The sequence below is a fragment of the Vibrio sp. 1F253 genome (genome assembly GCF_041439295.1).
In the GTDB taxonomy this organism is placed as follows: domain Bacteria; phylum Pseudomonadota; class Gammaproteobacteria; order Enterobacterales; family Vibrionaceae; genus Vibrio; species Vibrio tasmaniensis_A.
In genome coordinates, this window is sequence record NZ_JBGONU010000009.1 from 1 (window position 1) to 25,677 (window position 25,677).

Annotated in this window: 21 protein-coding genes and 1 pseudogene; 7 read left to right on the top strand and 15 right to left on the bottom strand. The window is 42.9% G+C overall.

Annotated features, from left to right (window positions below; translation table 11 throughout):
* Positions 1-55: 55 nt before the first annotated feature.
* From ACED28_RS06705 to coxB, 4 genes and pseudogenes are all read right to left on the bottom strand, one after another.
* Positions 56-748, bottom strand: a pseudogene (locus ACED28_RS06705) (cytochrome c oxidase subunit 3); the annotation flags it as partial.
* A 38-nt stretch (positions 749-786) separates the two neighbouring features.
* On the bottom strand, positions 787-1,461 hold the full coding sequence (locus ACED28_RS06710) for a cytochrome c oxidase assembly protein (protein WP_248367173.1): 675 nt from the start codon (positions 1,459-1,461) through the stop codon (positions 787-789).
* 11 nt (positions 1,462-1,472) lie between these two features.
* Entirely contained in the window at positions 1,473-3,134 is a 1,662-nt protein-coding gene (gene ctaD / locus ACED28_RS06715; protein ID WP_371709533.1) for a cytochrome c oxidase subunit I, read from the bottom strand.
* Positions 3,131-4,333 carry a cytochrome c oxidase subunit II gene (gene coxB, locus ACED28_RS06720; RefSeq protein WP_371709534.1) on the bottom strand — a complete coding sequence of 401 codons (1,203 nt, stop codon included), beginning with the start codon at positions 4,331-4,333 and terminating at the stop codon, positions 3,131-3,133. The genes ctaD and coxB overlap by 4 nt, the downstream gene beginning before the upstream one ends.
* Before the next feature lie 490 nt (positions 4,334-4,823).
* Between coxB and ACED28_RS06725 the strand changes: the two genes are divergently transcribed.
* Entirely contained in the window at positions 4,824-6,548 is a 1,725-nt protein-coding gene (locus tag ACED28_RS06725; protein ID WP_102249373.1) for a phospho-sugar mutase, read from the top strand.
* A gap of 127 nt (positions 6,549-6,675) precedes the next feature.
* Here the strand turns inward: ACED28_RS06725 and ACED28_RS06730 are convergent, their stop codons facing one another.
* The 4 genes from ACED28_RS06730 to yegD form a co-directional block, all read right to left on the bottom strand.
* Positions 6,676-7,308: a LysE family translocator gene (locus ACED28_RS06730; RefSeq protein WP_371709535.1), complete on the bottom strand. Its 633-nt coding sequence runs from the start codon at positions 7,306-7,308 to the stop codon at positions 6,676-6,678.
* Positions 7,309-7,458: 150 nt separating this feature from the next.
* Entirely contained in the window at positions 7,459-8,091 is a 633-nt protein-coding gene (locus ACED28_RS06735) for a fumarylacetoacetate hydrolase family protein (protein ID WP_009845667.1), read from the bottom strand.
* Between the two features lie 390 nt (positions 8,092-8,481).
* Positions 8,482-9,540: a porin gene (locus ACED28_RS06740; RefSeq protein ID WP_102249374.1), complete on the bottom strand. Its 1,059-nt coding sequence runs from the start codon at positions 9,538-9,540 to the stop codon at positions 8,482-8,484.
* Between the two features lie 525 nt (positions 9,541-10,065).
* Entirely contained in the window at positions 10,066-11,418 is a 1,353-nt protein-coding gene (gene yegD / locus ACED28_RS06745; protein ID WP_371709536.1) for a molecular chaperone, read from the bottom strand.
* Between the two features lie 424 nt (positions 11,419-11,842).
* Between yegD and ACED28_RS06750 the strand changes: the two genes are divergently transcribed.
* On the top strand, positions 11,843-12,151 hold the full coding sequence (locus ACED28_RS06750) for a DUF1289 domain-containing protein (RefSeq protein ID WP_135380773.1): 309 nt from the start codon (positions 11,843-11,845) through the stop codon (positions 12,149-12,151).
* A gap of 188 nt (positions 12,152-12,339) precedes the next feature.
* On the opposite strand, the gene ACED28_RS06755 is transcribed toward ACED28_RS06750, so the two are convergent.
* Positions 12,340-12,690 (bottom strand): HopJ type III effector protein, encoded by a 351-nt coding sequence (locus tag ACED28_RS06755; protein ID WP_371709537.1) that lies wholly within the window; start codon positions 12,688-12,690, stop codon positions 12,340-12,342.
* Between the two features lie 193 nt (positions 12,691-12,883).
* On the opposite strand from ACED28_RS06755, the gene ACED28_RS06760 reads away from it, so the two are divergent.
* A complete protein-coding gene (locus ACED28_RS06760) occupies positions 12,884-13,543 on the top strand; it encodes a PilZ domain-containing protein (protein WP_371709538.1) in 660 nt (219 codons plus the stop codon).
* A 145-nt stretch (positions 13,544-13,688) separates the two neighbouring features.
* Here ACED28_RS06760 and luxQ read toward each other — a convergent pair whose 3' ends face one another.
* From luxQ to ACED28_RS06785, 5 genes are all read right to left on the bottom strand, one after another.
* Entirely contained in the window at positions 13,689-16,262 is a 2,574-nt protein-coding gene (luxQ, locus tag ACED28_RS06765) for a quorum-sensing autoinducer 2 sensor kinase/phosphatase LuxQ (RefSeq protein ID WP_371709539.1), read from the bottom strand.
* Positions 16,262-17,356 carry a substrate-binding domain-containing protein gene (locus tag ACED28_RS06770; RefSeq protein ID WP_371702639.1) on the bottom strand — a complete coding sequence of 365 codons (1,095 nt, stop codon included), beginning with the start codon at positions 17,354-17,356 and terminating at the stop codon, positions 16,262-16,264. The genes luxQ and ACED28_RS06770 overlap by 1 nt, the downstream gene beginning before the upstream one ends.
* Positions 17,357-17,662: 306 nt before the next feature.
* Complete coding sequence (locus ACED28_RS06775) at positions 17,663-17,977, bottom strand: GIY-YIG nuclease family protein (protein WP_009845674.1); 315 nt, start codon at positions 17,975-17,977, stop codon at positions 17,663-17,665.
* The gene (locus ACED28_RS06780; RefSeq protein ID WP_371709540.1) at positions 17,978-18,634 is read right to left on the bottom strand and encodes a YceH family protein; all 657 of its coding nucleotides are present in this window, start codon (positions 18,632-18,634) and stop codon (positions 17,978-17,980) included.
* A 63-nt stretch (positions 18,635-18,697) separates the two neighbouring features.
* Entirely contained in the window at positions 18,698-18,898 is a 201-nt protein-coding gene (locus tag ACED28_RS06785) for a hypothetical protein (protein WP_371709541.1), read from the bottom strand.
* 195 nt (positions 18,899-19,093) lie between these two features.
* Here ACED28_RS06785 and ACED28_RS06790 point away from each other — a divergent pair, with 195 nt between their 5' ends.
* From ACED28_RS06790 to ACED28_RS06800, 3 genes are all read left to right on the top strand, one after another.
* Entirely contained in the window at positions 19,094-19,408 is a 315-nt protein-coding gene (locus ACED28_RS06790) for a DUF496 family protein (protein ID WP_004730049.1), read from the top strand.
* A gap of 170 nt (positions 19,409-19,578) precedes the next feature.
* Complete coding sequence (locus tag ACED28_RS06795) at positions 19,579-20,205, top strand: D-Ala-D-Ala carboxypeptidase family metallohydrolase (protein WP_009845677.1); 627 nt, start codon at positions 19,579-19,581, stop codon at positions 20,203-20,205.
* Between the two features lie 165 nt (positions 20,206-20,370).
* Positions 20,371-20,607, top strand: a complete 237-nt coding sequence (locus ACED28_RS06800) for a hypothetical protein (RefSeq protein WP_009845678.1) — start codon at positions 20,371-20,373, stop codon at positions 20,605-20,607.
* 32 nt (positions 20,608-20,639) lie between these two features.
* Here ACED28_RS06800 and ACED28_RS06805 read toward each other — a convergent pair whose 3' ends face one another.
* Entirely contained in the window at positions 20,640-23,225 is a 2,586-nt protein-coding gene (locus tag ACED28_RS06805) for an ATP-binding protein (protein WP_371709571.1), read from the bottom strand.
* 814 nt (positions 23,226-24,039) lie between these two features.
* Here ACED28_RS06805 and ACED28_RS06810 point away from each other — a divergent pair.
* Entirely contained in the window at positions 24,040-25,476 is a 1,437-nt protein-coding gene (locus tag ACED28_RS06810; protein WP_009845680.1) for a glyceraldehyde-3-phosphate dehydrogenase, read from the top strand.
* Positions 25,477-25,677: the final 201 nt, after the last annotated feature.

Sequence of the window (25,677 nt, forward strand, 5' to 3'; positions counted from 1 at the left end):
CTCATTAGTGATTGTACTCACTTAACTCAGTGTCCAAAACTGCTGGTGCGGATCAGGTATTGCCATAGATGCCAGATTGAAGTGTCAATCCCATCTCTTGATAAGCGTGAAGGTACTCTTCAACTTGGAAGAACAGGAAGAAGCCAGCCAGAACAATGGTTATCTCTAGCCACACAATCAAAGCCATACGCTTATTTTGTTCAAGACTGATATGTGCCATGTGCAGCGTCACAGAGGAAAGCAGCAGGATAATGGTGTTCTTAAGCGGGATACCTTGCCAAGGCATGGCTTGTGTCGTTACGCCATCAGGGGTAGTCGTTAATGGCCATATCGATTGGAACATCGGCCACAATACTTCATGGGTCATTTCATTATTACCCGCACCACCAATCCAAGGGACAGAAATCATACGAGCATAGAAAAGCGCGCCAAAGAAAGCGCCGAAGAACATGATTTCGGAGAAAATAAACCAACTCATTCCTTGTCTAAAAGAACGAGATATCTGCTCAGAATAAACGCCACTTAATGATTCTGTGATCACATTGCTGAACCAACCTGCGAGCATGTAAAGCAGCACAGCAAACCCGACTAACAACACCGCTTTGCCAAATACACCACCGGCTGCGTCGGTGCCCATATTTTGTACCGTCAAGCCAGCACCAACCGCGACCAAAAACAGCGCTACGGCACCCACCAATGGCCAGTGGCTTTGATGTGGAACGAAATAAACTTCCTTTTTAGAACTCATCGCTCAACTCCTTATGTTGATACTGGTTCTGTAAATCCCTAGTTACTTGCGAGTGTGCTCGCTTTTGGTGAGCCAGATTGTAGTGTGTTCAATGTTGATGTGCTCACTTCAGGCTTACTTGCCTCTCCACTCACCTGACTCGTGATGTTAAACAGCGTATAAGAGAGTGTAAGCGTATGTATTGATTCAGGAATGTCTGGCTCAATGTAAAATATCAAACCCATTTCTGCGCTCTTGTGCCCATCCAATGGTTGCTGATTAAAGCAAAAGCACTCCATCTTATTGAAGTAAGTAGCCCCCATACCTGGAGAAACCGATGGTACGGCTTGACCAACCAATGAGGCTCCAGAGAGGTTTTTGGCAATGTAGTTAGTTTGAACCACCTCACCAGGATGAACCTCTAACACACGAACTTCAGGCGAAAACTGCCACGGCATATCTGGCTTAATGTGCGACATGAATTCCACTCGAACAGTACGAGAATAGTCGGGCAGCATTCCCTGAGGTTGAACCGCTGAAACCGTGTTGGTTTTCCCGTTGATCCCCAAGGCTTCACACATTACGTCATACAGAGGAACCAAAGCGAAACCGAAGCCAAACATCGCAACCACACTCAACACCAAATAGCCCGTCAGCTTTTTGGTTGACCGCTTATTAGACAGGCGCTTTGGTTGTTTTTTATCTTGATTGGGATCGCTTTGCTTATCACTCATGGTTCTGTCCTCTAATCCACTTTAGGTGGATGAGTAAAGGTGTGGTGAGGCGCAGGGCTTGGTACTGTCCACTCAAGTCCTTTAGCTCTGTCCCAAGGCTTGCTTGGTGCAGGCTCTCCCCCTCTTACGCACTTAATCGCTAGCCATAAGAAAATCAGCTGAGACAACCCAAAGGCAAAACCACCAATCGACACGACTTGGTTAACGTCAGCAAACTGAATTGCATAATCAGGAATACGACGCGGCATACCCGCTAACCCTAAAAAGTGCATAGGGAAGAACAGTACATTGACTGAAATCACCGACGTCCAGAAATGCCACAGGCTGAGCTTGTGGTCGTACATATGTCCGGTCCACTTAGGTAGCCAATAATAGGCAGCAGCCATAATCGAGAACACAGCACCTGTTACCAGAACATAATGGAAGTGAGCCACAACAAAATAAGTATCGTGATATTGGAAATCAGCTGGCACGATAGCGAGCATCAATCCAGATAACCCACCAATCGTAAACAAAACAATAAAGGCAATCGCAAACAGCATTGGGGTTTCAAAGGTCAAAGCCCCCCGCCACATGGTCGCCACCCAGTTGAAGACTTTCACACCGGTCGGCACCGCTATCAACATGGTGCAATACATGAAGAACAGTTCAGCAAATACTGGCATACCCGTGGTGAACATGTGGTGTGCCCAAACCAAGAATGACAACAGTGCGATACTACAGGTCGCATAAACCATCGAGTGATAACCAAACAGGCGCTTACCACTGAATGCAGGAATGATCGCCGAGACAATACCAAAAGACGGCAAGATCATGATGTACACTTCGGGGTGCCCAAAGAACCAGAATATGTGCTGGAACATCACCGGGTCCCCACCACCAGCGGCATCAAAGAAGCTAGTGCCAAAGTACTTGTCAGTTAGTACCATGGTCACCGCACCCGCGAGAACGGGCATCACGGCTATTAGCAAGAAAGCGGTAATTAACCAAGTCCATACGAACATCGGTAGCTTGAACCAAGTCATGCCCGGCGCACGCATGTTCACTATGGTTACGATCACGTTAATCGCCCCCATGATCGAACTGATCCCCATAATATGAACTGAGAATACGAATAGCGCGGTACTGTCTGGACCATAAGTTGTCGAGAGTGGCGCGTAGAAGGTCCAACCAAAACTTGGGCCGCCTCCCTCAGTAAACAAAGATCCGATCAAGATTAGAAACGCAAAAGGCAAGATCCAGAAACTGAGGTTGTTCATTCTCGGCAACGCCATATCTGGAGCTCCGATCATCATCGGGATCATCCAGTTAGCCAAGCCCGTAAATGCTGGCATCACGGCACCGAATACCATGATTAAACCATGGACTGTAGTCATCTGATTGAAGAAATCTGGCTCAACAAGTTGTAACCCGGGTTGGAATAGCTCAGCACGGATCACCATTGCCATGGCACCACCCGTTAAGAACATCGCAAAACTGAACCACAGATAAAGTGTACCGATGTCTTTATGATTGGTTGAGTAAAGCCAACGCGCCCAGCCTTTAGGTGCCGCATGTGAATCGTGATCGTCAACAGGCAAATCATCATTGCCCAGCGTACCTTCCGCAGAATGGCTCAGAACTTGGTCTTCTGCAGGAGCCGATTTCACCGGCTTATTGATTGGTGAACTCATAACTGATCCTTAGCATCATTTTGTGCATCATCCGTTGAGCTTTCAGAACTGCCTTCTTGCTTCGCCTTATAAGCGTTGATATCTAAAGCCTGAACAATATCGCCGGTGTTATTACCCCAAGCATTTCGTTGATAAGTCACTACCGCTGCGATCTCTTTCTCGGTTAACTGATTATCGAATGCTTGCATCGCCGTTCCGCCACGACCATAAACAATGGTGTCGATATGAACATCGACATCACCAAGGGCAATAGGACTTCCTTTGATGGCAGGGAATGCTCCGGGAATTCCCTCACCGTTTGCTTGGTGACAAACCGCACATCGAGTTTTGTAAACCTCTTCACCGATGGTATTCAACTCTTCCAAAGAAAGTGACGCATCTAATGCATCTTTCGCGGCTTGTTGTTCGGCTATCGCCAACTCTTTCTGTTCTGCTAGCCATGCGTCAAAATCGTCTTCTTCCATGGCATGCACCACTATCGGCATGAACCCATGAGCGCGGCCACACAACTCTGCACACTGCCCTCGGTAGACACCGGGCTCATCTATCTTTGTCCAAGCCTCATTAATAAAACCCGGAATGGTATCTTTCTTAACGGCGAATGCTGGCACCCACCATGAGTGAATCACATCGTCGGAAGTCATCAAGAAACGGACTTTACGGTCAACAGGCAGTACAAGCGGCTTATCAACTTCTAGCAGGTAATGCGCGCCTTTCACTTCAATTCCTTCAATCTCTTTATCACTGGTCGCTAGACGGCTGAAAAATTCGACGTCTTCACCAAAATAGCTGTAATGCCATTTCCATTGTGAACCAGTGATTTTAACGGTCAGATCTGATTGGGAGGTGTCTTCCATCGCTATCAAAGTTTTGGTGGCGGGTATCGCCATAGCGATGAGGATAATAATAGGGATGATGGTCCAAAGAATTTCGACTTTCGTGCTTTCGTGAAAATGGGCAGCAACTGCGCCCTTTGATTTCCTGTGCCTCAGAATCGAATAGAACATCACTCCAAAAACAACAAAGGCAATCGCACAGCAGATATAGAAGATCAGCATATGAAGCTCGTATACCTTACCGCTGATCTCAGTGACACCTTGAGTCATGTTGTATTCACTGCTTGCATGCACCAAAGGCGACACCAAAACCACAACAAAACTTTTCAAAAGCCACGCTAGCCTAACCAGTAATCTTTTCAAAAGATCTCTCCTTATCCTTCCTAATTGGATACTTGCGACCTAAATGTCGTTGCGAGCTACATGTCATTACGAGCTATGTGTCATTCCGAGCCAGACAACATTCATTGTTATTCCAGCTGAACATGAAAAGCTGAATCTCAATCTACAACTCACATGGAGCTAGCCTGTAAACGGGCTGCTGACCTCATCTGAACTTAAGAACCAATACGGATCATAAGCGTTGTAAGTTTCCACTAAAGATTCAAAAACGACGAACTTGTTAAGTTTTGTTATATTTATGTAAAAGGCTAGTTAGTGATATCCAATTGTTCAAGGTAAGTTTACTTATTAAACAGTCAATTATTTGAAGTGGCTTTACCCATATGCCTTTCCCTTACTGTTGGAATTTATTTTAAATCGAGTTTTACGATTGCTTTCATAGAAATGATAATCAGTATCATTTAAATTAAATCAACAGAAAGACACCCCGATATTAAAAGGTTTAGTGATTATGCAAGATGCAATGAACTGGTTAGCGAGAGACCCAGACCCAAGAACTCGTGAAGAGCTTCAATACCTTATCGATGAGGGAATGCACGACGAACTTGAAGACCGCTTTATTCAACGATTAGAATTCGGAACGGCGGGACTGCGCGGCAAAGTCGGATGCGGCCCAAATAGAATGAACCGCTTGGTCATACAAGAAACAGCCACAGGCCTTGGCCACTATTTAATTGAACATGTCGAAAATGCCTCTATGCGTGGTGTAGTGGTTGGCTACGACGGTCGTTTAGATTCAAAGCAATTCGCGATTGATACAGCTTCTGTACTCACCGCTTTAGGTATTAAGGTTTACCTAACTTCGAATGTTGCAGCGACACCTATCGTTGCCTTTGGTATTGAGCACTTCAACGCGGCGGCGGCGGTTGTAGTGACGGCGAGCCACAACCCGCCGGAGTACAATGGCTTCAAAGTGTACTGGGAGAATGGCGCTCAAATCATTCCCCCTCATGATGCAGGCATTGCTGCTGAAATAGATATCGCATCGACCAAGCCCATCCCATTGATGAGCCTTAGTGACGCTGAAACACAAGGTAAGTTGGTATGGTTAACTGAAGGTTACTATCAGACCTATCGTGCTGCTATCAACCAGAGCCCACACGTGAGTAAAGAGATCGAATCGGCGAATACCACCATCACCTATACCGCTATGCATGGTGTCGGCGCACAAATGGCGGAAGACCTACTTCATGATTCTGGATTCCATAAAGTGTTCAGTGTTGCCGAACAGAGAGAACCAGATGGTCACTTCCCGACGGTGAACTTCCCCAACCCGGAAGAAAAAGGCGCGATGGATCTTGTGGTTAACTTAGCAAAAAGTGTCGATGCCGACATCGCTTGCGCTAATGACCCAGATGCAGACCGATTTGCGGTTGCCGTTCGAACCGATGATAAAGTCAGAACTGAAGATGCTTCCTACAAAATGCTCACGGGTGACCAAGTGGGTGTGTTATTCGCGCACTACTTGCTATCAAAGCCACACACTAAAAACCAGTTAGTTGGTAACAGTATCGTATCTTCAACTCTACTTGAGAAAGTGGCTCAATCCCATGGTGCGACTTACTTCCAAACGCTGACTGGCTTTAAATGGTTAGCGAATATTGGCATGCAATTAGAAGATGAGAAAAACGAGTTCTTGTTCGCCTATGAAGAAGCGTTAGGCTACACAATTGGTACTCAGGTACGAGACAAAGATGGGCTGTCTGCTATCGTCGTGTTTGCTCAACTGGTTGAGGAGTTAAAATCTCAAGGGCGAACCGTTTGGGATCTTCTCGCTCAAATTTCATTTGAACATGGGGTTCATACCAACGCGCAACGTAGTATTGCCCTAGACCCAGATTCACCATCGATTGGTTCTAAACTCCGCTCGGCACAACCAAAAGTAATAAACGGTGTCGCTATCTCTGTGATTGAAGATCTGCAGTCTTCTTTGCGCTTTATTGTCGGTGGGGCTACCGAGGCGATTAACCTGCCAGCAAGTGACGTACTCATCTATCATCTCGAGGATGGTTCACGCATTATCGTCCGCCCTTCAGGAACAGAACCAAAAGTTAAGGTTTATTATGAGACGGTAACAAAGTTCGAAGGGACAGAAACCTATGACGATACTCGCAAGCGCGGTGAAGAGTACATGGATAGGCTCATCGAACAACACCAGAAAGAGTTGAACTCTTAGATCATCATTCTTTCAAAAAATCAGTTCCATGAAGTGCAATATGTAACTGATCGACATAAAAAATGGACGCTCGAAGCGTCCATTTTTGTATCGGCGGCTAACCCCGATAAACTGTTTGAGTTGCAGTCTACGAGGTAAAGAAGGAAGACAACATCCACACCGCTAACACGAGAAAAACTCCGCCCATCACTTTTTGCTGATAGGTACGAAACTTAGCATTTTCTACCAAAGATTTACCAATAGTACCCACTAACGCCACAAGTAAAAAGTTGAACGTCAAACCTAGCACATTCAGCAATAAACCCAGAACGAGCATCTGCTCACCCGAAGTCGCTTCAATACTCGTCGATACAAACTGCGGTAAGAACATCACGAAAAAAACCAACGCTTTAGGATTAAGCAGGTTACTAATAAGTGCTCGTTGGTAGTACGCTTTTGCAGCACGGTTGTCGCTTAACTCAGGCGCATTGCCCTGTTCTGTTCGAAGACAATCCCACCCCATCTTTAATAAGTATGCACCGCCTAATAGATGAAGGGCTTTTAAAGCCACTGGACTCATCGCAATCAATGCTGAAACGCCCATTGCTGCCAATACTGTCAGGATAATTCCAGAAGTCGCATTACCTAAGCTCGCAAACACACCGACTTTACGGCCATAGCTCATGCTTGAGCTTGCGATGAGTAACATATCAGGGCCTGGTAAAAGGAGAAGAGCTACAACGGCCGTCAGGTAAACAGGTAGGATGGTTAAATCGATCATGGGTTTCAGTATTGATAAAAATGGAGGCGAATTTTATATCAATTACTAACACCCTTCCAGATGCAATCAGTTGCTAGGTGTTAAATTAATCGAATTAAACACCATCAATGAACAGTAAAGCCAATTTATTAACTAAATACAAAAGACTAATTAACGTGCTACCCACTCGATCTCAATCACAGTGGTTTCGCCACACTTTAGACGACCAAGGAAAATATCACCTTGATGTACCTCTCCAACACCTTTCGGAGTGCCCGTCATCACAACATCACCGTCAAGCAAAGTCGTATAAGAAGATAACTCTTCGAGGATGGTCTGTGGGGAATAAAGCATCTGTTCAACATGCCCTTTTTGAACGCGGACACAGTTAATAAATAACTCTATGTTTAAGTCAGAGAGGTCCAAGTTATCTATGGGAACAAAGCGACTAAAAACAGCAGAACCATCAAAAGCTTTAGCACGTTCCCAAGGCAGACCTTTCGCCTTCAAACTACTTTGTAACTCGCGTTTGGTAAGGTCTAAACCTAGCCCCACGGCAGAGTATTCACCGTTTTCAACAATGAAGCAGATTTCAGCTTCATAATGTAACGTTTCTTGATGGAAAGATGATAGAGAAGACGTAACGCTAGTGCTCGGCTTATTAAACACCACCATAGAGTCAGGGATAACATTATTAAGCTCTTCGATGTGATCAACATAATTGCGCCCAATACACAGTACTTTGCTGGGTGTTGCTGTTCGTTTCGAATTCATCAATTGCTCCTGATCTACAACGCTGCTCATAGTTTGTCCCTAAACTGTTTTTTGGAGCGCAGAGTTTACCGCATCATTAAAAGAGAATCTTCGACAAGATGGTTATCAATATCTAAATTCTGATCTTTAGCTCAATTAAATGATTTAAATACTTTTATCCGAAGATCGCGACGTATAAGAACTGATGACAAGAGCCATAGCTACGTAGATCATCGCTGCGTAGATCATAGCTACGTAGATGAAATGAATGGCTGGGTAACATGAAGGAAAAGCTAAAAAAGATGCGTATAGAACGAAAGCAGCCCTCTCAAACCAAAAGGCTTGAGAGGGCTTAGCATGGTGTCTAGGACAGTATCCAAAAAGGTAAATTTAAGGAGTAAACACTATGCATAATAGTGGTCAAACTAAATGAGTCGCGACTTATAGGTAGAAACGAGCACCAATAGTCCACTTGTCGTCAGTTTTTCTGTTGTCTGCATCGTTTAGATCAAACTGATAGCCAGTGTAGCCAACAACATTGCTAGTAAAGTTGTATTCAGCTTGTAGAGCTAGCTCTTCACGGTCAGTTTGTGTTGCCGCGCCTTTCGTCGCTTCGCCTTCAACAACTTCGTAGTTAACGCTTAAGTTTAAGCTGTTCGCTAAAGCGTAAGCCGCTAGCAATTCATATGCATCACTTTCTTCAAGGCCTACGTTCATGTTTTCGTTTGAAGCGTAGATACCTGCTAGGTATAAACCTGAGCCGTAAGAACCGTATGCAGCAGAAACTAGGTGAGATTCAGCCGTCTTAGAAACACCACCCTCTTTGAAGTCACCAGTGTTGAAGGCATAACCCAATTTAACACCAGCGATTGAGTAACCAAGAGTCGCTTGAATACGATCATCGTACGCAACTGTTGTACGAGAGTGAATGATATCGTTGATATCTGTGTCATCGTAAACGTCTGTCGTTACTGTGTTACTACCCTGCCAACCTAGACCAAAGCTAAGCTCACCCGCTTCACCAAAATCAAATCCGTTGCGGTAACTTGCCATTTTGTCTGCACGACCAGTACCTAGCGCACCGTGGTTGTCGTATAAGAAATCGTTCGCGAAAGCGATCGGCATATCAGTAGCTGAAGCTACATCGTAGTATGGCGCCCACTGCGTACCTGCAACAGCACGACCTAGCTCATCATGAGTTAAACCTACGTAACCAAGACGAGTAGTAAACGACTCATCACCACCGTTTAGGTAATTAAGCGCCCATTCGCCTTTAGCGTCAGCTGTGAAGCCATTACCTAATTCTTGCGTAGCATTAAAGTTGATACGTGGTGAGTTTGTACCAACATCCGTATCGCCTTTCTCTGAACCATTCAGGTTTACAGAAACGTGACCACCAACAGAGAAGGCTGTACCGTCTTCGTTATAAAGCTCTACCGCAACTGCCTGTGTACCAAATACTGCACCAGAAATTGCTAGCGCTAAAAGTTTCTTATTCATTGTCATATCCATTTGTAACTGGGAGAGTGATTCCATAACAACCTCGTACTTACGAAGAGGTTGTTACCTGCATTTAACAAGTGGGAAAACACTAATATACGACTGACAAAAAAGTTGCATTAAAATATATAAAATAAAAAAAATCGCGCTATAAAAACAAAAAATATCATTAAAAACAAAGCATTAAAAACAAACCTCAAGCTAATTTTTGGTATTCTTTGATATAAAAACCTTTGATTTTTTGATTTTCCAATCATAAAAACAGCATTAGACACTTAAGCTACAAACGACTTTCCAGACCATTCTGCGACATACCATTAACTTAGAAACATCCAGTAACATAATGAGCCGTGCTGAAATATTTAGCCTTGTGAAACAATTCCCAATTTGAACTAGGAAAAGTTGCTTTATTGGTTATTGGTTATTGGTTATTGGTTATTGCTTTATTGAAAGTTCACTAGAAAAAATACAAAAAAAAGGGCAACCAATCCGTGACTGGTTGCCCTAATACAAGTTAGTACATTCTTATTTGAAGCAAACCTCAGCCCAACGTGCTAGGCCTGAGGTTACGGAACCAAAATAGTTACCACTCACAATTGGCACATTCGGTACGGCTTGTTGTACTGCTTCTCGAAGAATAGGAGAACGGGCTGAACCACCCGTCATATAGATGACATCTGGCTTTTTCTGACCTTGTTGAATCGCTTCTTTGACCAATTCAATCATCTTAGATTTTGGCGTTTCAATCGCTTCAATCATCTGCTCAACGGAGATATCCACTTCAATCAGATCTGATGCAACATTGATTGCTGTTCGATATTGGGAGGATTCTGCCAATGCAATCTTGGCTTCTTCCGCCCGACGCACAATGCTGTAACCTAAAGTATCGTGATAGACCTTCATTAAACGGTCTAACTTTTGAGGCTCTGAAGCTTCTTTACGAAGTAACTTTAACGCGGCTAGGTTTTCCCTTGAATAGAAGTTTTTTTGAGCTTCTACATTGTTTATCGCAATTGGATTCCAGAATTGAGTCAACGGCATATCGATACCCGAAATACCCTTACTACCCATACCGAAAGGTGACATCAATTGTTTGAAGGCAAGGTAAATATCAAGATCATTACCCCCAACCCTTTGTCCACTGTGTGCTAACAAGCTTTGGGTGCGGTTCGCTTTACCAGACCAACTTGGCCCCATTTCTAACAATGAGCAATCGGTGGTACCACCACCAATATCGACAACTAATACCGTTTGGTTCTCAGTCAGAGTACTTTCGTAATCAAGGCCTGCAGCGACCGGTTCAAACTGAAAAGCGATATCAAGGAAACCTGCACGTTTGGCTGCACGTGAGAGTATATCTTCGGCTTGTCGGTTTGCTTCTTCACCACCACGACCGTGGAAGTTAATTGGTCGCCCAATAACAGCTTGTTTGATCGGCTCTTGAGTCGTGATTTCAGCTTGATGCTTGATATTCGCCATCATGGCGCACACTAAATCTTCGAAGAAACTCACCTGAACATCATGCAATCCACTGGCACCAAGGAAAGACTTAGGGGACTTAACGTAATAAACGTCACGAGGGTCTTCCAAATAAAGGTCCAATGCAGCCTGACCAAATGCCATGTCTTCTGGCACTAGGTCGATACTCTCTTCTCGGTTCAGAGCGATAGCACGTCGCAACACCTGCTCACCAATCGCATCACTCGGTTTGATATTCAAATGGCGAAATAGGTGCTCAGAAACGCTCTCACGAGTAGGTGAAAATACCGTTGAGGGAATATAATGGTTGCTACCTTCTAATGGTAACAGGCTTGGTTCTCCATCAACCATCGCCGCGACAGAACAGTTCGCTGTTCCATAATCAAACCCAATAAACATAATATCCCCCACTCAACAAAAGGGGCGAGATGCTACATGAAAAGCCTTTAAATTACGAGGTCATTTGTCGATTTTACTTAGGGTCTGTTGACCTTTCGTGGTTAAATTTTTGTTCGAGATAGAATCGTTTTAGGCGCGGCAAGATGTATGTAGCCTAGTCATTCTAAGTAAATACATCTTAACAAAGTATAAAACGATTCTAACCGAACCCTTCGGGCAGCCTTTGTGGTTCATTTCTACTGTGTTATCGGCTTCTCATGTAGGCTAGCTACACTTCAAAGCCTCTGCCTTGTAGAAATTTCCCACAAAGTGCTGCAAAAATCAGCTCGAAAGATCAACAGACCCTTGTGTTTTTGGTTTGATGACTCTTAAAAAGGAAACAAATATGCTACATTTCAGCCCAAATGAATCATGGGTTAGATAGATGAAAACACCTTGCCGAGCGGCTTGTAAAAATAATGGCGGAATGTGCAGTGGCTGCTTTCGAACAATGGATGAAATTATAGGTTGGAAAGGCTTATCTGAAGACGAACGAACGTCAGTCATGGATAACCTTAGTGGCGAGAGTTCGACTCACCAATGTCCGCAGTGTCATGAGCCAGCTCAATGCGATATTAGTGCGGGTAAAGAGACGTGTTGGTGTTTTGAGTTAGAGAAGCGTGATACTAGCAACATTCCAAAGGCTGGTACTTGTATGTGCCGTAAATGCCTGTCTGCCTTGCCTATTCAGTAGCTTACGAACCTAGTCAAGAGTTTTCATACATAATCAACAGCTTGCAAACATAATCAATAGCTTACAAAGCTACTCAGCAGCTTACGAGCCTGTTCATCATATACAAAAAAGCGAGAGGTTGTTCTCTCGCTTCAAGATACGACATTAAGTTTCGACCTACTACTTACTAATAGTTATCTAGTTAGTGGTTACTTCGATTTTGCAATCAGCGCAGGCTGAGAAAACTCTACTCCGCTCCAGCCATGAGTCATGAAGTTACGAATATTTTGATGGTCAGTGTTGTCTGGAAAACCTAATACGTCATTACGATAAAATTGACCAAAACAAGCAAGTGTTTTCTCTGCAGATAGACCTTGCTCTAAACCAAAAGCAAAAATCTTACACGAACCATTATTCTGCCCAGCGGCATTCACTACATCGCCATTACGAAATTCACTCTCAGCAAAATCATAATGAGCTTCTATCACTTTTATTGTGTCTTCAAATTGCACGCTTTCTGGGGTATCAGCCAGAGTATTCAATAAGGTTTGCAGTTCCATTTAATATTTCTCCATCAAGTACATATCTGAAGCAGTGTATCTTGTTTTTCAGCAAGAGTAAGCCGTTGTTTACTTGAATCCGTTATTCATTTTTTTGACGTCCATGACTAATTACTTCAATGAAACTAATGACATATTTTTATCAGAGCGTTATATTATTTTATCAAACGATCAATATTGTTTAGTAACGAATATGCATAAAGACAGAAGGTTAGAACTGTTCAGATACCTTAAACCAGGTACAAAAACAGTGGGTGTATTGGAGTTTGGCCTAGATGACTCAATCCAGATCAGCACACTTTATATCGGACACAAAGAAGATCAGTACCTTATACTTGAACTTTCAAAAAAAGCGACCGAAGCACTAACGCTAAGAAAGCTCATCAACGTTGATATTATTGTTCGTGCTATTACCGATACTGAACTTGGACACATTGTCGCGTTTAAGACGACTGTACTGGCCCACATCACCTCGCCAGCACACCTTATCTTCCTTCGCCCTCCCTCAAGCTTTGCGAACAAACCTATCCGTGAACATGAAAGGTATAAGATGCGTCTCAGCTGTGAAGTCACTGTTGATACTCTATCACTAGACGCCACTCTGGTTGATTTTTCAGCTTCAGGCTGCGGTATCTATCTTACTCAACAGTCAGATATCGATGTGGGCTGGAAGATAAAAGTAAATTCCAATTTAAATGAACATTTGGATGACGATCTGGTTTACACCGTGGTGAGTAAGAAAAGGCAAAAACAAGGCTGGCTATTAGGCATTCAGTTTCCTCAACACCTAAATATGAGTGATGAGTTGAAAACGCTTCTGTTGGAACAAGCTTTTGTAACTGGCTCTATCTAAATACACGCTAACAGGAATACAAGCTAAAGGGAATACAGATACAAAAAGAGCTCTTACTCAGCTCGAAACCCGTAAAACTTATTCAATTTCATCAATTAGATAACACCATTTACAACCAGTTAAAGAGCACCATTTAATCTTCAGCTTAATGCTGAGTATCATCCCAGTACAATTGTTTGAAATGAACAAAAGCTTTGTGCAACGACGCTTCTTTTATCGGTTTTACGATCACGTAATTTGCTCCAGCAGCCATGAACCTTTCTCTTGTTGACTCTTGAGCATCGGCAGTACACGCATAAATCGGAGCTGTTACGCCAATTTGCTCTCTTAGTTGCTGAGTGGTTTCAATCCCACCAAGATTAGGGAGTTGATTATCCATTAAGATAAGATCGTAAACCGTGCTTTTTGCTAGCTCTATCGCTTCCAAGCCACCTTTTGCCCAAGTAACCACCATCCCATATTTTTTGCAAAATGCCTGTGCGATAAAGGCGTTGGTGTGATTATCTTCCACTAGCAGCACTTTCAACGAACGACTAAACAACGCCTCAGGATCGATGTGGGCTTGTTTCTTAACGTCGGCTAACAGAGGCTTGGAGTGTAACTCCACTGGGATTTCTACAATGAACTCAGACCCCAGATCTTTAACGCTTCGGACTTGAATGTCTCCCTCCAGCATATCGACAAGGTTCTTTACAATCGTAAGCCCAAGTCCTGTACCACCATACTCCCGAGTCGTCGTTTCTTCTGCTTGAACAAAAGGTTCAAAAATAGCATCGATCTTACTCTCATCAATACCGATGCCACTGTCTTTTACTCGAACAATCAAGCTAGCGTAATCAGTATTCAAGATACTTTCGATTTCAAAACTGACGGAAATACTGCCTTGATGTGTGAACTTAAGGGCGTTGCTCAGTAAATTAAACATGATCTGGTTCAAGCGAACCTGGTCGGTGTTTATTTCGATGTCATCAACCAAGTGATTCACAATGGTGAACTCGACGGATTTATCCTCACAAAGTGGGCGATAGATGCTATCTAAGGTGTTAACCAACTCTCCTAGAAGGAAATCTTTCTTCTGAATATTGAATTGTCCCTGCTCTATCTTAGAAAAGTCCAAAATATCATTTAGTACCGCCAGTAGATGTTCTGCACTATGACAAAGTACATCAACCTGATCACGGTTATCTTCACTGTGTATTGAACGTTTAAGCAACTGAGAGACACCGAGAATACCATTCAGTGGCGTACGAATTTCGTGACTCATTTTAGCGAGGAAGTCTGCACGCACACTGGCAAGATGCTCTGCCTCTTCACGCGCTCGATCTGCCTGTCTTTCTGCTTCTATAAGTTTAGTAATATCTTGACCTTGTACCACCACACCGCTGATGCCGTGTTCAACACGGATTGCAGACATGTTCCAGCGAAAAACCTTCTCGCCGATTGGCACGTTAATGCCCGTTAGTTTAGAGCCTTGAACCACCATCTGGATATTCGGCAACATACGGAGCTCAAACTCTCGAGCCATTGCACCATAGTTATCATCTTCATCAAATAGCGCCATACGAGCCGCTGGGTTCATCTGAATTAAGTCACCTTTTTCGGACCAAACCAAAATTGGAGAATGCGCAAAATTAAACAGATCTTGAAATTTTTGGTGTTGCTCAGATAAGCGCTCAAAAGTATCTTCCAACGTGCAGCCAATGTGGTGAAATTCGAAAATATTTGAACCATCAAACTTGCTGAACTCTTCATTGCCACTTGCAGAGCGAGTGAATTCCATTAACTTATCAAGTTCTGCTGCGACTTTTCTTTGAATCCAAGCTCGCGCAAGGAAAGACATGATGATGATCACCACAATCATAACAATGATGGTACGTTCATAATTGTCTTCGAGTGCAATGAGGTTAGTGTTTTTCTGGATCGCACGAATGGTTAGAGGAGTTTCAACAGCATTGATCTTAATGGTTGCAACAGTGACGAAATGACGAGGTAGTTGCTCATACGTTTTATAACTGAGGACGTCTTTTATCGTATAGCTTTCGTCGCCACTGAATGTCGATGTCACAGGAGTACCATGCGCTTCAATGACGATATTTTCGCAATTACTGCCTTGCTGGATAGATTCAGCCAATGGAAAGTTGTTGTCTAGAACAATAGCAACATAAAGCTGCCCTAGAACTTCACCAGTCTTGTTATCAACAATAGGCGTTCGTCGAGCCAACAAATGACGCTTGCCGATATCCGTAGCCAGCTGAATGAAGTGCCAGTTACTGCTAAAAGCGACCTCATCAGAAATATGTTTTAAATTGGACGTATCCAAACCATAGAACTGACCATTGCCATCTTCCCAAGCCAAACCGTTATAAGTAGAAACAAAGCGTAAGTCGGGAGCATGTTCCGGCTCGCGTTGGTCAACACCATAAAAAAAGTAGCTCAGAGCCTCTTCATTGTTGGTATCAAAATACTCCCTTAAAGTTTCACTGTGTGAGCTACTGTCTTGATGGATTTGCAGCACTGATAAGCGATAATCGAACATGTTTTGGATCAAGCTAGAAGTTTGCTTAACCGTTCTATTCGTCTCTTGCTTAACGATCCTACTGCTTGTTTCGTAGTTATGAATAAGCACGCCAAGTGCCATCACGCCTATCACTAAAATAATGATACGCGTAATTAATTTGGCTAAAGTGTTCTTTGGTGTAATGGCGTAGCTTTTTTTCATTATTGGTCTGAGTACCTAAATGCTCGCTGCTTAAGTTCTAAAATACGATCTGGAGAATCCTCTTTAGTCACAATTTCAAACTCACCTGAATAAACGGTAGGAACTTCCAACCCTGTAAGATCCCATTTAATCGCCTCTGCCATCGCAATACCCGTATCATCATTCATGCGCATGACCGTAACATCTAAGTCACCCCTTGCTATAGCTTCCAATTCTGCAGAGCCGCCTCCCCAGCCATTCACTAATACATCTCGACCAGATTCTCGAATAGCTTCTGCTGCGCCCAGAGCAATATCAGTTGCACATGCATAAATAAAGTTTAGATCCTTATCGTTAGCAAGGCTGATTTTAGCTGCTTGGTAACCGCTCTCTTTATTTGACTTAGTGTAAAAGGACGACTTAAGAGCAAAGTTAGTATCAGAATTCACATCATGGATAAAGGTATCTCCACGAGCATCACTGATATAACCTTCAGAACGATATAACACAGAATACTTGCTGTCCGGTTCACTCACTTGTTTGAAGTAATCCGCTAGCTTTAAACTACCCGTCATATGGTCGAAACCCACGTACATGAATGGCTGCCTATCGGCCCATGCACGTACTGGTGTGGTAATATTTTGCAAAATCAACTTGGTGTCCGTTGAGCTCAACACATGTTCAATAAACTTACGGTGTCGCGTCGTCTCTAACGTAAAAATCAAATAATCCGTTTTATTTTCAATCGCTTCTTGCAAAGAGATACTCTGCTGAGAGGGGTTAGCATTATCACGAGTAAAAACCTGATTTATTTGATAATTAATTCTCAATTTATCTAGGCGTTTCTCAAAGGCTTGGATATTACGAACCCAATAATCAGAGATCTGTTGCCCCGGGTACACAACTGAAATGGTGATAGGTTCATCCTGAACTTGCCTCAATGGCATAGGGGGATTTTGCACAGCTTCAACCATTTTATCGGTCAATGCTTTTTGCTCTGGAAATTTAGTGAGGTAATCCTGATATTCCCAATAGCCATTCAGCACGTGGGTACCGTGGGAGAGAGCAGACGCAGAAAACACGGCAACTCCCAATAATATAAGTAAACGTTTCATATTTTTCTCGTTTTATATGAGCTACTTTGGCTCATTTTTCAACCTAGCATGACACCATCTCTTTGTATGGCTGAAGGATATTATGTAGGACAACGAGGATAAATGATAGCGTCTAATACTAATTGGAATGCCATTCTAAATGTGCAGTGTGTAAATTTGGAATAGAGACTAAGATTAATGAGTCCTAAGATAAAAACAACTCAATTAAAAATAAAAACATTACCATTTAATCAATAACTTAAGGGGTAAACTTGCAACAATTCACGTGACTAACATTCAGCCGAGAATAAGAACTCTAACGATAAGTTACGATACTGGAATATACTGAATTTTGTCTTGTTGCCACTCAATGATTAGTTTGAGTGATACTAATTTTTCTTTACGAGATTTAGGTAATTGTTTGATCGCGTATTCGGTCTTTAACGCCTCACTTTTTGACCCAACACCAATACTCCAAACCAACTTAAGTGGGCCTTTACCTTTTAAGGCTTTTGCACCTTTGCCCGTTTGATGTTGTTCGAATCGACGTTCTAAGTTATTCGTCACTCCACAATAAAGAGCATTGTGTCGATTGCGGATCAAATACACGACCCAATCCGCATTTTTATCAGATTCCGACATTTAAAGCAGTGATTCAACCAGAGCCTTAAGCTCTGCCACTTCTTCACGTAAGCTCGCGACTTCGGATTCAAGTTCTTCAAACTTTTCACTGGATGCAGATGATGAAACAGCGCTTACCGATGCCGTCGCAAACGCTTCAATGTCTACTTCGCCGTTCAGTAAGTGTTGGTAGCGTGATTCTCGTTTACCCGCTTCTCGTGGTAACTTTACGACTAACGCACCCGCTTCTCTTGCCGCGAGTTTTTCGAGTATTGATTCAACCTCTTTCACATCGCTAAAGTTTGCAAGACGACCAGTTCGAGTACGAAGCTCACCCGGGGTTTGGGCCCCACGAAGCAGCATGCAGCAGATGATTGCACGCTCTTGCTCTGTAAATTGCAGATCACCAAATTCAGTGTTGCAGAAACGGTGCTGATACTTATTAACTCGGCTGTTGAAGCTGCTTTCATCGCTCACCATACGACGTCCTATCAAACCATCAACCGCATCTAAAACGTCTGACTCAGACAGAAAGAGCACAGGTTCACGGTTACTCTTTTGATTACAAGCCGTTGTTAAGCTATTTAGTGTCAATGGGTAATGATCTGGAGTAGTCACTTCTTTCTCGATCAAACAACCGATAATTCTCGCTTCAATTGGGGAAAGTACTGTGTTCATCGTTTTTCCTTTTTATTATTTTGATAATTCCATCTCAACATTTAACAATGCAGCCAGTCATGGCTAATGCTCAGACAAAATCGGTACTCGTTTCTTTCTGCCTTGTTCATCAATCATTATGATCTTAGAACGATTTAGCTCTATTTCCACGATTTCCAAATTAGTGCGCTCTTGTACATACGCATCACGAAGCTTATTTTGTTCTGCCGAAGATTCAACGACATCGTCGCCCAAATCTTCTGTTTCCAATTGTTGTTGATTCATTTCACATGTCGTATCAATGCAGTATCTAGATGGGATACTAACTTGAACGGTAAGATAAAAACAATCACACGTTAGAGAGAGTGACGAATAATTAAACAACCTTACTTTTGCTTTGATCTAAATACTGTTACATCATCAATTGATGTGCTTTAATCAGAACCAGACAACGTATTTGACGATTAGGAAAAGGAATCTATGAGCAGCGTATTTGAAATTGTTAACCAAGCACGACGTAAGAACAAACTTAAGCGTGAACTTTTAGACAACGAAAAGAAAGTTCGTGACAACCGCAAGCGTGTCGACCTTCTTGATAACCTACTTGATTACATCAAGCCAGAGATGACTCACGACGAGATCCTAGGCATTATCAAAAACATGAAAGCTGACTACGAAGACCGCGTTGATGATCACATCATCAAGAGTGCAGAGATCTCTAAAGCTCGTCGCGACATCAGCCGTCGTATTCGTGAACTAACAGAAGAAGACAAGCAAACTCAAGGTAAGAAGTAATCTAACCTAAAGAATTTACTTGCAACAATGTTAGTAACCCACTCTTTGTAGTGGGTTTTTTTGTGCCTAAATTCCGGCGTCTATACTTAATCGAACGTAATATCCTTAGTGTACGTAAGTAACTAGGTGAACGTTAATAACTAGGCGAACCTAAGCGATGGAGAGACTTTATGTACGGAAGTATTCTGATTACCTTGGCACTATCAACAACGCAACCTTACCCTGAAAAATTTGAGAAACTTTATACCGAAGAAACCGAAATCACTTATGACGACCTCGTGGTCGATGTTCATGGCTACAAGGTTCCCACGAGATCAGCATTTCGAGGTTGGATGCTCCTTAACCACGCCCAAGATCAAGTCAAGGCGATCGGACAGCAACTCAAAGATAACGGCATCACCCAAAGCATGCCTCTGCACTTAGTCTTGTTGCAAGGCACCGACTGGGCAATGAGCAACACCACTCTGTTTACCCTACCCAATAAAAAGCATGTACCAAAAATGATTAATACCCTTAAGTACATTCAACAATATATTGAGCCTGAGATTGGCGTTGTTATTCCTGTGTCTGGAGAAAGAACCGATATCTACAATAAGCAAGCGGGTGGCGCACTGCGAAGTAAACACTTAGAGTTCTGCGCTTTAGACTTAGTGCCTGCTAATGATATTACTCGCGAAAATCTACACGTGAAGCTTAAAAAGATTCATGCGGAATTTGGGCAAAAGAATAACGTTGGACTGGGTTTGTATTCTGGTGTTCGATTCCACATCGATACTTGTGGATTCAGACAGTGGTAAGAACACAAAAGGGTCATAAAGACACACAAATCAATAGAGTCACTGTGACTCACAAATAGAATCACGAAAAATTAAACTATTGATTTAACACTAAAAATATAACTGGAACGCTAATTGCTATTGATAACAAGTATCATAATTATTAATAGCAATTAGGAATTCAATATGAAGACGATGACTCAACGCTTTCAAACTCTACTTTCTGTTTCAAATTTCAGTTTAGCGATCACCGCCTTGCTAATGCTACTCAGTATTATTGTTGCTTATCCGATGGCCGATTACTTCTCACTACCCATTCAAATTTTCGCACACATCAGCACCATATTAGTGGCCGGGTTACTAAAAATCAGCTACGTAGGCCGCTGTGTTGCACAATACAGCCTTGGGCAAGAAGTACGCTAAATCACACAGCGCTAGCCTTGATACTGGAACCATTAGACAATATCAAGGCTACTGAAAAGATCATACAGTTGGTGGGATTTATAAGGTTTCGGCAAGTAGGCGTTCATGCCTGCTTCAAAGCAATTTTTGATGTCCTCTTCTAAGACACTAGCGGTTAAAGCAATAATGGGGAGTGGTGGGGTTTGTTGATCTGTCTCCCACTCTCGAATCACACGAGTCGCCGTTATACCATCCATAACTGGCATCATGCAGTCCATTAGAATGGCATCAAACTGAGCGCCCTGGGTGATGACATCGACCGCCTCTTGGCCATTGCTGGCAATCAAATATTCATAGCCCGCTTGCTCAAGGAAGAAGCTCGCTATCTTCTGATTCATCAGGTTGTCTTCAACAATCAGAATACGTCGATTCAGAGAACGAACTTCTTCATCTTTTACTTCCACCGTCGGTGATTGTACTTCACCGGCATCAAGCGATCGTAGGCTGTTTAAGAAGCGTCTACCCAAAAATGGTAATGTATGGGTCGAGTGAACCGTTTCTGTGATTAGATTGGTTTTAAATAGGTGATGCTGGCACACAATAACGCGAGTCAGCGGATACAACGCCTTTAACGCCTCAAGATCTTTCCTCATAGAGTGATGCAGCGTGTGACAATAAAGTACCAAGTCACTTTCTTTCAGGCTCTCACCAAGATCCGAAATGGATGACACAACATTAGGTCGAACATTTAAGCGCTCGCACTCTTTGACCAATTGATCGAGGTAATTGAAAGAATTAGAAATAATTGTCGCACGGCTTAGGTTATCGAACGTTTGAGCGTGAGCCTCGACCGTGTCTACGTACAAACAAAAGGTGAATGTAGAGCCTCCTCCTTTCACTGAGCGTGCGGTAATATAGCCGCCCATCAAGTCAACAAGCTGCCGACAAATCGCAAGCCCTAGCCCTGTACCGCCGAATTGGCGAGTAATACTGCCATCTTCTTGAGTGAAAGGTTCAAAAATGGACTCTAGCTTCTCTGGCTCAATCCCAATCCCGCTATCAGACACACTGCATTCAAGCTTACCTCGCCCCAAAGACATCGGTGTATAAGCAATATCCGTTGTAATCGTGCCTTTTGAGGTAAATTTAATAGCATTAGACAGCAAATTGGTTAGCACTTGTCGAACACGATACTCATCGAAAAACAGCTGTGTTGGGGTTTGAGCATCGATGTTGATATCGAGTTCAATGTCTTTACTGATCGCTTTCGACAAAATTACGCTCACCGAGTCGTAAACCGCTTCTCGCAAATCGGCATTATGCGGCGACAACATTAAGTTACCCGACTCTATCTTAGAAAGATCGAGAATGTCATTGAGTAACACCAACAACGAATGTGAAGACGACTCGATATCCTCAAGTACCTCTTGTTGGTTAGCACTCAGTTGACTCTGAGATAAAATTTCCGCCATACCGATAATTCCATTAAGCGGCGTACGTATTTCATGGGACATGTTCGCTAAAAATGCACTCTTGGCCTTGTTAGCCGAAATTGCATCTTCTTTTGCTATTATCAGCTCTTTGTTGTGTTGTTGATTGCGCTCCATAACTCTATTTAAAGTATCTACAAATTCAGCGAGCTCATCATTACCGTTGGTTTGTATGGCTTTATGCTTACCATCAGCGCATTCCGAAACCCCTTTTAAGATAAGTGATAGATTTCTATTTAAACGCAGAGAAGTGGTTGAGCTTAACCATAATAAGACACCTGCGACAGCAAGTATCAACAACGTCATTACCAAGGTTTGCTTTTTTTGTCGGTCAATACTCTTTGTTAAATCCAATTGAAGTTGCTTGGTATAAGCACCAACCGCCTTTGAGATCGCCAGTTTCTTTCGCTCTAAACTTTCCACATGTTCATATATTTCAGGTGCCGAGAAGTCACCTTTGAGAAGCCGAGCAGTAAAACGGTCTTGAAATTCATCTTGGGAGAACATGTTTAACAGTTTGCTAATTTCCAGCGAGTGGCTGTCTGATCGTAAAAACGTACCTAACAGCTGTTGTTGCCTGTCTAAAGCACCAACATAGCTCAATAAATATTGATCGATCAGCTCTGGAGAACGATACAAGCGGTAACTCAGCCACGCTTCTCGCTGAGTCCAGAACACGTAGTGAGTAAGATTGATAAACATCGCATCTGTTTGGCTGATCTTTTCGTCCACTATATTGGCACGATATTCAGACAGCTCCATTAACACGCCTTTTAACAGGTCAAAGGCTCGTTCTGTTTGCTGTGCGTTGCTGACAGTAATCTGTGATGCGTCGCTGTCAGTACTAGTGGTTACCCGCGCGAGCTTCTTTAACACACTCTTTAACTCAATCAACTGCGGCTCGACAGTCCAACTGTTGTCGAACTGTTGAAGTTGTATTTCGTAATGAGCAAGCCTATCCACTTCCGCTTGCAGCTTTAAAAACAATGGACCTTTCTCTGGGGAGTCTTTAGACAGCACTAACCATTGATAAGCACCACTTGAAACAGCATTAAAAGATTGAAGTGCTTCCACCTTAATTCGCGTTGCTTCAAGGTGATTCATCTTCTTATCGTTCTTGAGCACTTCATTGACTGTAAACCCAAACATGATGAATACAGAAACTGTTGAAAGAAAAATAAGACGCCATCTAATTGACATATTTATCATTTTTATAACGACTCCTTTCCCGATAGTATTTTTACCTAGCCCAATATAAGAATAGGACATTAACAGGAGTTATTGATCAAATTGAATATGAACAAATGACATTATTAGCTAATCATAGGGAATTCGCGTCAGTCGTTATCCACACACAGGATTTAAGGAGGAAGGTCTGTTTTAAACAAGTGAAAGGATAAGGTTATGCCTCTAGATGACCGCAAGTCACTGCTCTAGAAACCAATAAACACCAAAGTTAAGTCAAATTTGTGAGATCTAATCGTTTGCGTCACGAACTTTCTGTACTCAAACTCAGCTTATTCAAAGGTCGAACAAGAAAACTCGCTAAATACCTTATCCGTCGTTTACTTTTTAAGTGTAACTAGTGCTAATGATCACATCTTCAATGATCGCAATTCCCTTTATTACACATCATGTTTTGATCTGAGTATTTTTTGGCGAAAATTAAGTGCTACAGACTGTTAAAGTCAATAGCCTTTCTTGACACTAAAACCTTAATTTATGACCAATTAAAAGCCAATTTTCAGATAATTAATCTATGTTTATTTTTCCTAGCAGAATAACTCGTCGTACCTTACAATCCTGCCACATAAAAATTACAAATTACACACAAGGCATATCAAGCAAATTTAAGTGGCGTTAAAGACCACCAAAGCTTAGATAGCTCAACTCCCCCATGCACTCATGGCTACCCTACATTCGCTATGATTGCAGAAATTAACGTGAAAGGTCCCGAGTAAAGATGAGTCCCGAAAAGCACCTCCTAGACTGGCAAACTAGTCAAACTATTGCTGAATCAATCGCTCCTACTTTAGGTCAGTTGTACCGCCAAAAAGGCGTTGAAGTTATCCTCTTCGGTAAAACACTGGTTAACGCAACAACTATCGACATCATCAAAGCTCACCGCATCGCAAAACGTTACACAGGTTCTCCGCTTACCGCAGAACAGACTCAACCCATCATTCAACACCTTCTCTCTATGGACTTGTCTCCATGTCGTATCGATGTTGGTCGCCTTGCTCATACATTCTGGCAAGATCGCGAAGACACACACGGGTTGGATGATTTCCTACAAACTGCACTTTTAGAGTCGCTTGAAGGCGAGGCGATGACAGAACCTCGTGATGTTGTCTTGTATGGTTTTGGTCGTATTGGCCGCTTGCTCACTCGTCTATTGATCGAGAAAAGTGGCCCAGGTTACCCACTGCGTTTACGTGCAATTGTTGTTCGTGGCGGCAAAGATGGTGACTTAGAAAAACGTGCAAGCTTGCTACGTCGTGACTCTGTTCATGGCCAATTCAACGGCAGCATCGTTGTAGACCAAGAACGTAAAGCGATCATCGTTAATGGTAACTTCATCCAAGTTATCTACGCAAACAAGCCAGCAGAAGTGGATTACACATCTTACGGTATCGAGAATGCACTTGTGGTTGATAACACAGGTGTGTGGCGTGACGCTGAAGGCCTAAGCCAGCACGTTGCGTGTAATGGTGCGAAGAAGGTTCTACTGACTGCGCCAGGCAAAGGTGAAATCAAGAACGTCGTATTTGGTGTAAACCAAAATGACATTCAACCAGAAGATACGATCATCTCTGCTGCAAGCTGTACAACAAACGCAATTACGCCAGTATTAAAAGCGGTTCACGACAAGTTTGGTGTCCTATCAGGTCACATCGAAACGGTTCACTCATTTACCAATGACCAAAACCTAATCGACAACTTCCACTCAGGTGATCGTCGTGGTCGTGCTGCGTCATTGAACATGGTACTGACATCGACTGGCGCTGCTAAAGCGGTATCAAAAGCGATGCCAGAAATGGAAGGTAAGCTAACAGGTAATGCGATTCGCGTACCTACGCCAAACGTTTCAATGGCAGTAGCAAACCTAAACCTTGAGAAAGGCACAAACAAAGAAGAGTTGAACGAATACCTACGTGAAATGGCGCTATCTTCAACTTTATCTGCACAGATTGATTACACCGACTCAACCGAGATTGTATCTACCGATTTGGTTGGTTCTCGCCACCCAGGTGTGGTTGACGGTGTTGCAACTATCGCGCAAGACAACCGCGCTGTTCTTTACATTTGGTACGACAACGAGTTTGGCTACAGCTGCCAAGTTGTTCACTGTATGGAACAGATGATGGGTGTTCGTTACAAGACATACCCTGAAGTTTAAACGACTTCGATCTTGTAACTAACTCAGCGCAAACGGCTCCACAACATAATAATTATATCTGCGAAGTCTATTATGGGCTTCGCAACCCTTCTTGTTTTACTCCCCCGTATAAACAGGAAGGTTGCCACTTAGATCTGCTCTCTCTATCTGATCTAAGTGGCCTTTTTACATCTGTTACTTTAATTTTGGTCTCTATTACGC

Coding starts and splice junctions, on each gene's coding strand:
- ACED28_RS06710 (WP_248367173.1), bottom strand. CDS start 1,461: ATGAGTGATAAGCAAAGCGATCCCAATCAAGATAAAAAACAACCAAAG.
- ctaD (WP_371709533.1), bottom strand. CDS start 3,134: ATGAGTTCACCAATCAATAAGCCGGTGAAATCGGCTCCTGCAGAAGAC.
- ACED28_RS06725 (WP_102249373.1), top strand. CDS start 4,824: ATGCAAGATGCAATGAACTGGTTAGCGAGAGACCCAGACCCAAGAACT.
- ACED28_RS06730 (WP_371709535.1), bottom strand. CDS start 7,308: ATGATCGATTTAACCATCCTACCTGTTTACCTGACGGCCGTTGTAGCT.
- ACED28_RS06735 (WP_009845667.1), bottom strand. CDS start 8,091: ATGAGCAGCGTTGTAGATCAGGAGCAATTGATGAATTCGAAACGAACA.
- ACED28_RS06740 (WP_102249374.1), bottom strand. CDS start 9,540: ATGAATAAGAAACTTTTAGCGCTAGCAATTTCTGGTGCAGTATTTGGT.
- yegD (WP_371709536.1), bottom strand. CDS start 11,418: ATGTTTATTGGGTTTGATTATGGAACAGCGAACTGTTCTGTCGCGGCG.
- ACED28_RS06750 (WP_135380773.1), top strand. CDS start 11,843: ATGAAAACACCTTGCCGAGCGGCTTGTAAAAATAATGGCGGAATGTGC.
- ACED28_RS06755 (WP_371709537.1), bottom strand. CDS start 12,690: ATGGAACTGCAAACCTTATTGAATACTCTGGCTGATACCCCAGAAAGC.
- ACED28_RS06760 (WP_371709538.1), top strand. CDS start 12,884: ATGCATAAAGACAGAAGGTTAGAACTGTTCAGATACCTTAAACCAGGT.
- luxQ (WP_371709539.1), bottom strand. CDS start 16,262: ATGAAAAAAAGCTACGCCATTACACCAAAGAACACTTTAGCCAAATTA.
- ACED28_RS06770 (WP_371702639.1), bottom strand. CDS start 17,356: ATGAAACGTTTACTTATATTATTGGGAGTTGCCGTGTTTTCTGCGTCT.
- ACED28_RS06775 (WP_009845674.1), bottom strand. CDS start 17,977: ATGTCGGAATCTGATAAAAATGCGGATTGGGTCGTGTATTTGATCCGC.
- ACED28_RS06780 (WP_371709540.1), bottom strand. CDS start 18,634: ATGAACACAGTACTTTCCCCAATTGAAGCGAGAATTATCGGTTGTTTG.
- ACED28_RS06785 (WP_371709541.1), bottom strand. CDS start 18,898: ATGAATCAACAACAATTGGAAACAGAAGATTTGGGCGACGATGTCGTT.
- ACED28_RS06790 (WP_004730049.1), top strand. CDS start 19,094: ATGAGCAGCGTATTTGAAATTGTTAACCAAGCACGACGTAAGAACAAA.
- ACED28_RS06795 (WP_009845677.1), top strand. CDS start 19,579: ATGTACGGAAGTATTCTGATTACCTTGGCACTATCAACAACGCAACCT.
- ACED28_RS06800 (WP_009845678.1), top strand. CDS start 20,371: ATGAAGACGATGACTCAACGCTTTCAAACTCTACTTTCTGTTTCAAAT.
- ACED28_RS06805 (WP_371709571.1), bottom strand. CDS start 23,225: ATGTTTGGGTTTACAGTCAATGAAGTGCTCAAGAACGATAAGAAGATG.
- ACED28_RS06810 (WP_009845680.1), top strand. CDS start 24,040: ATGAGTCCCGAAAAGCACCTCCTAGACTGGCAAACTAGTCAAACTATT.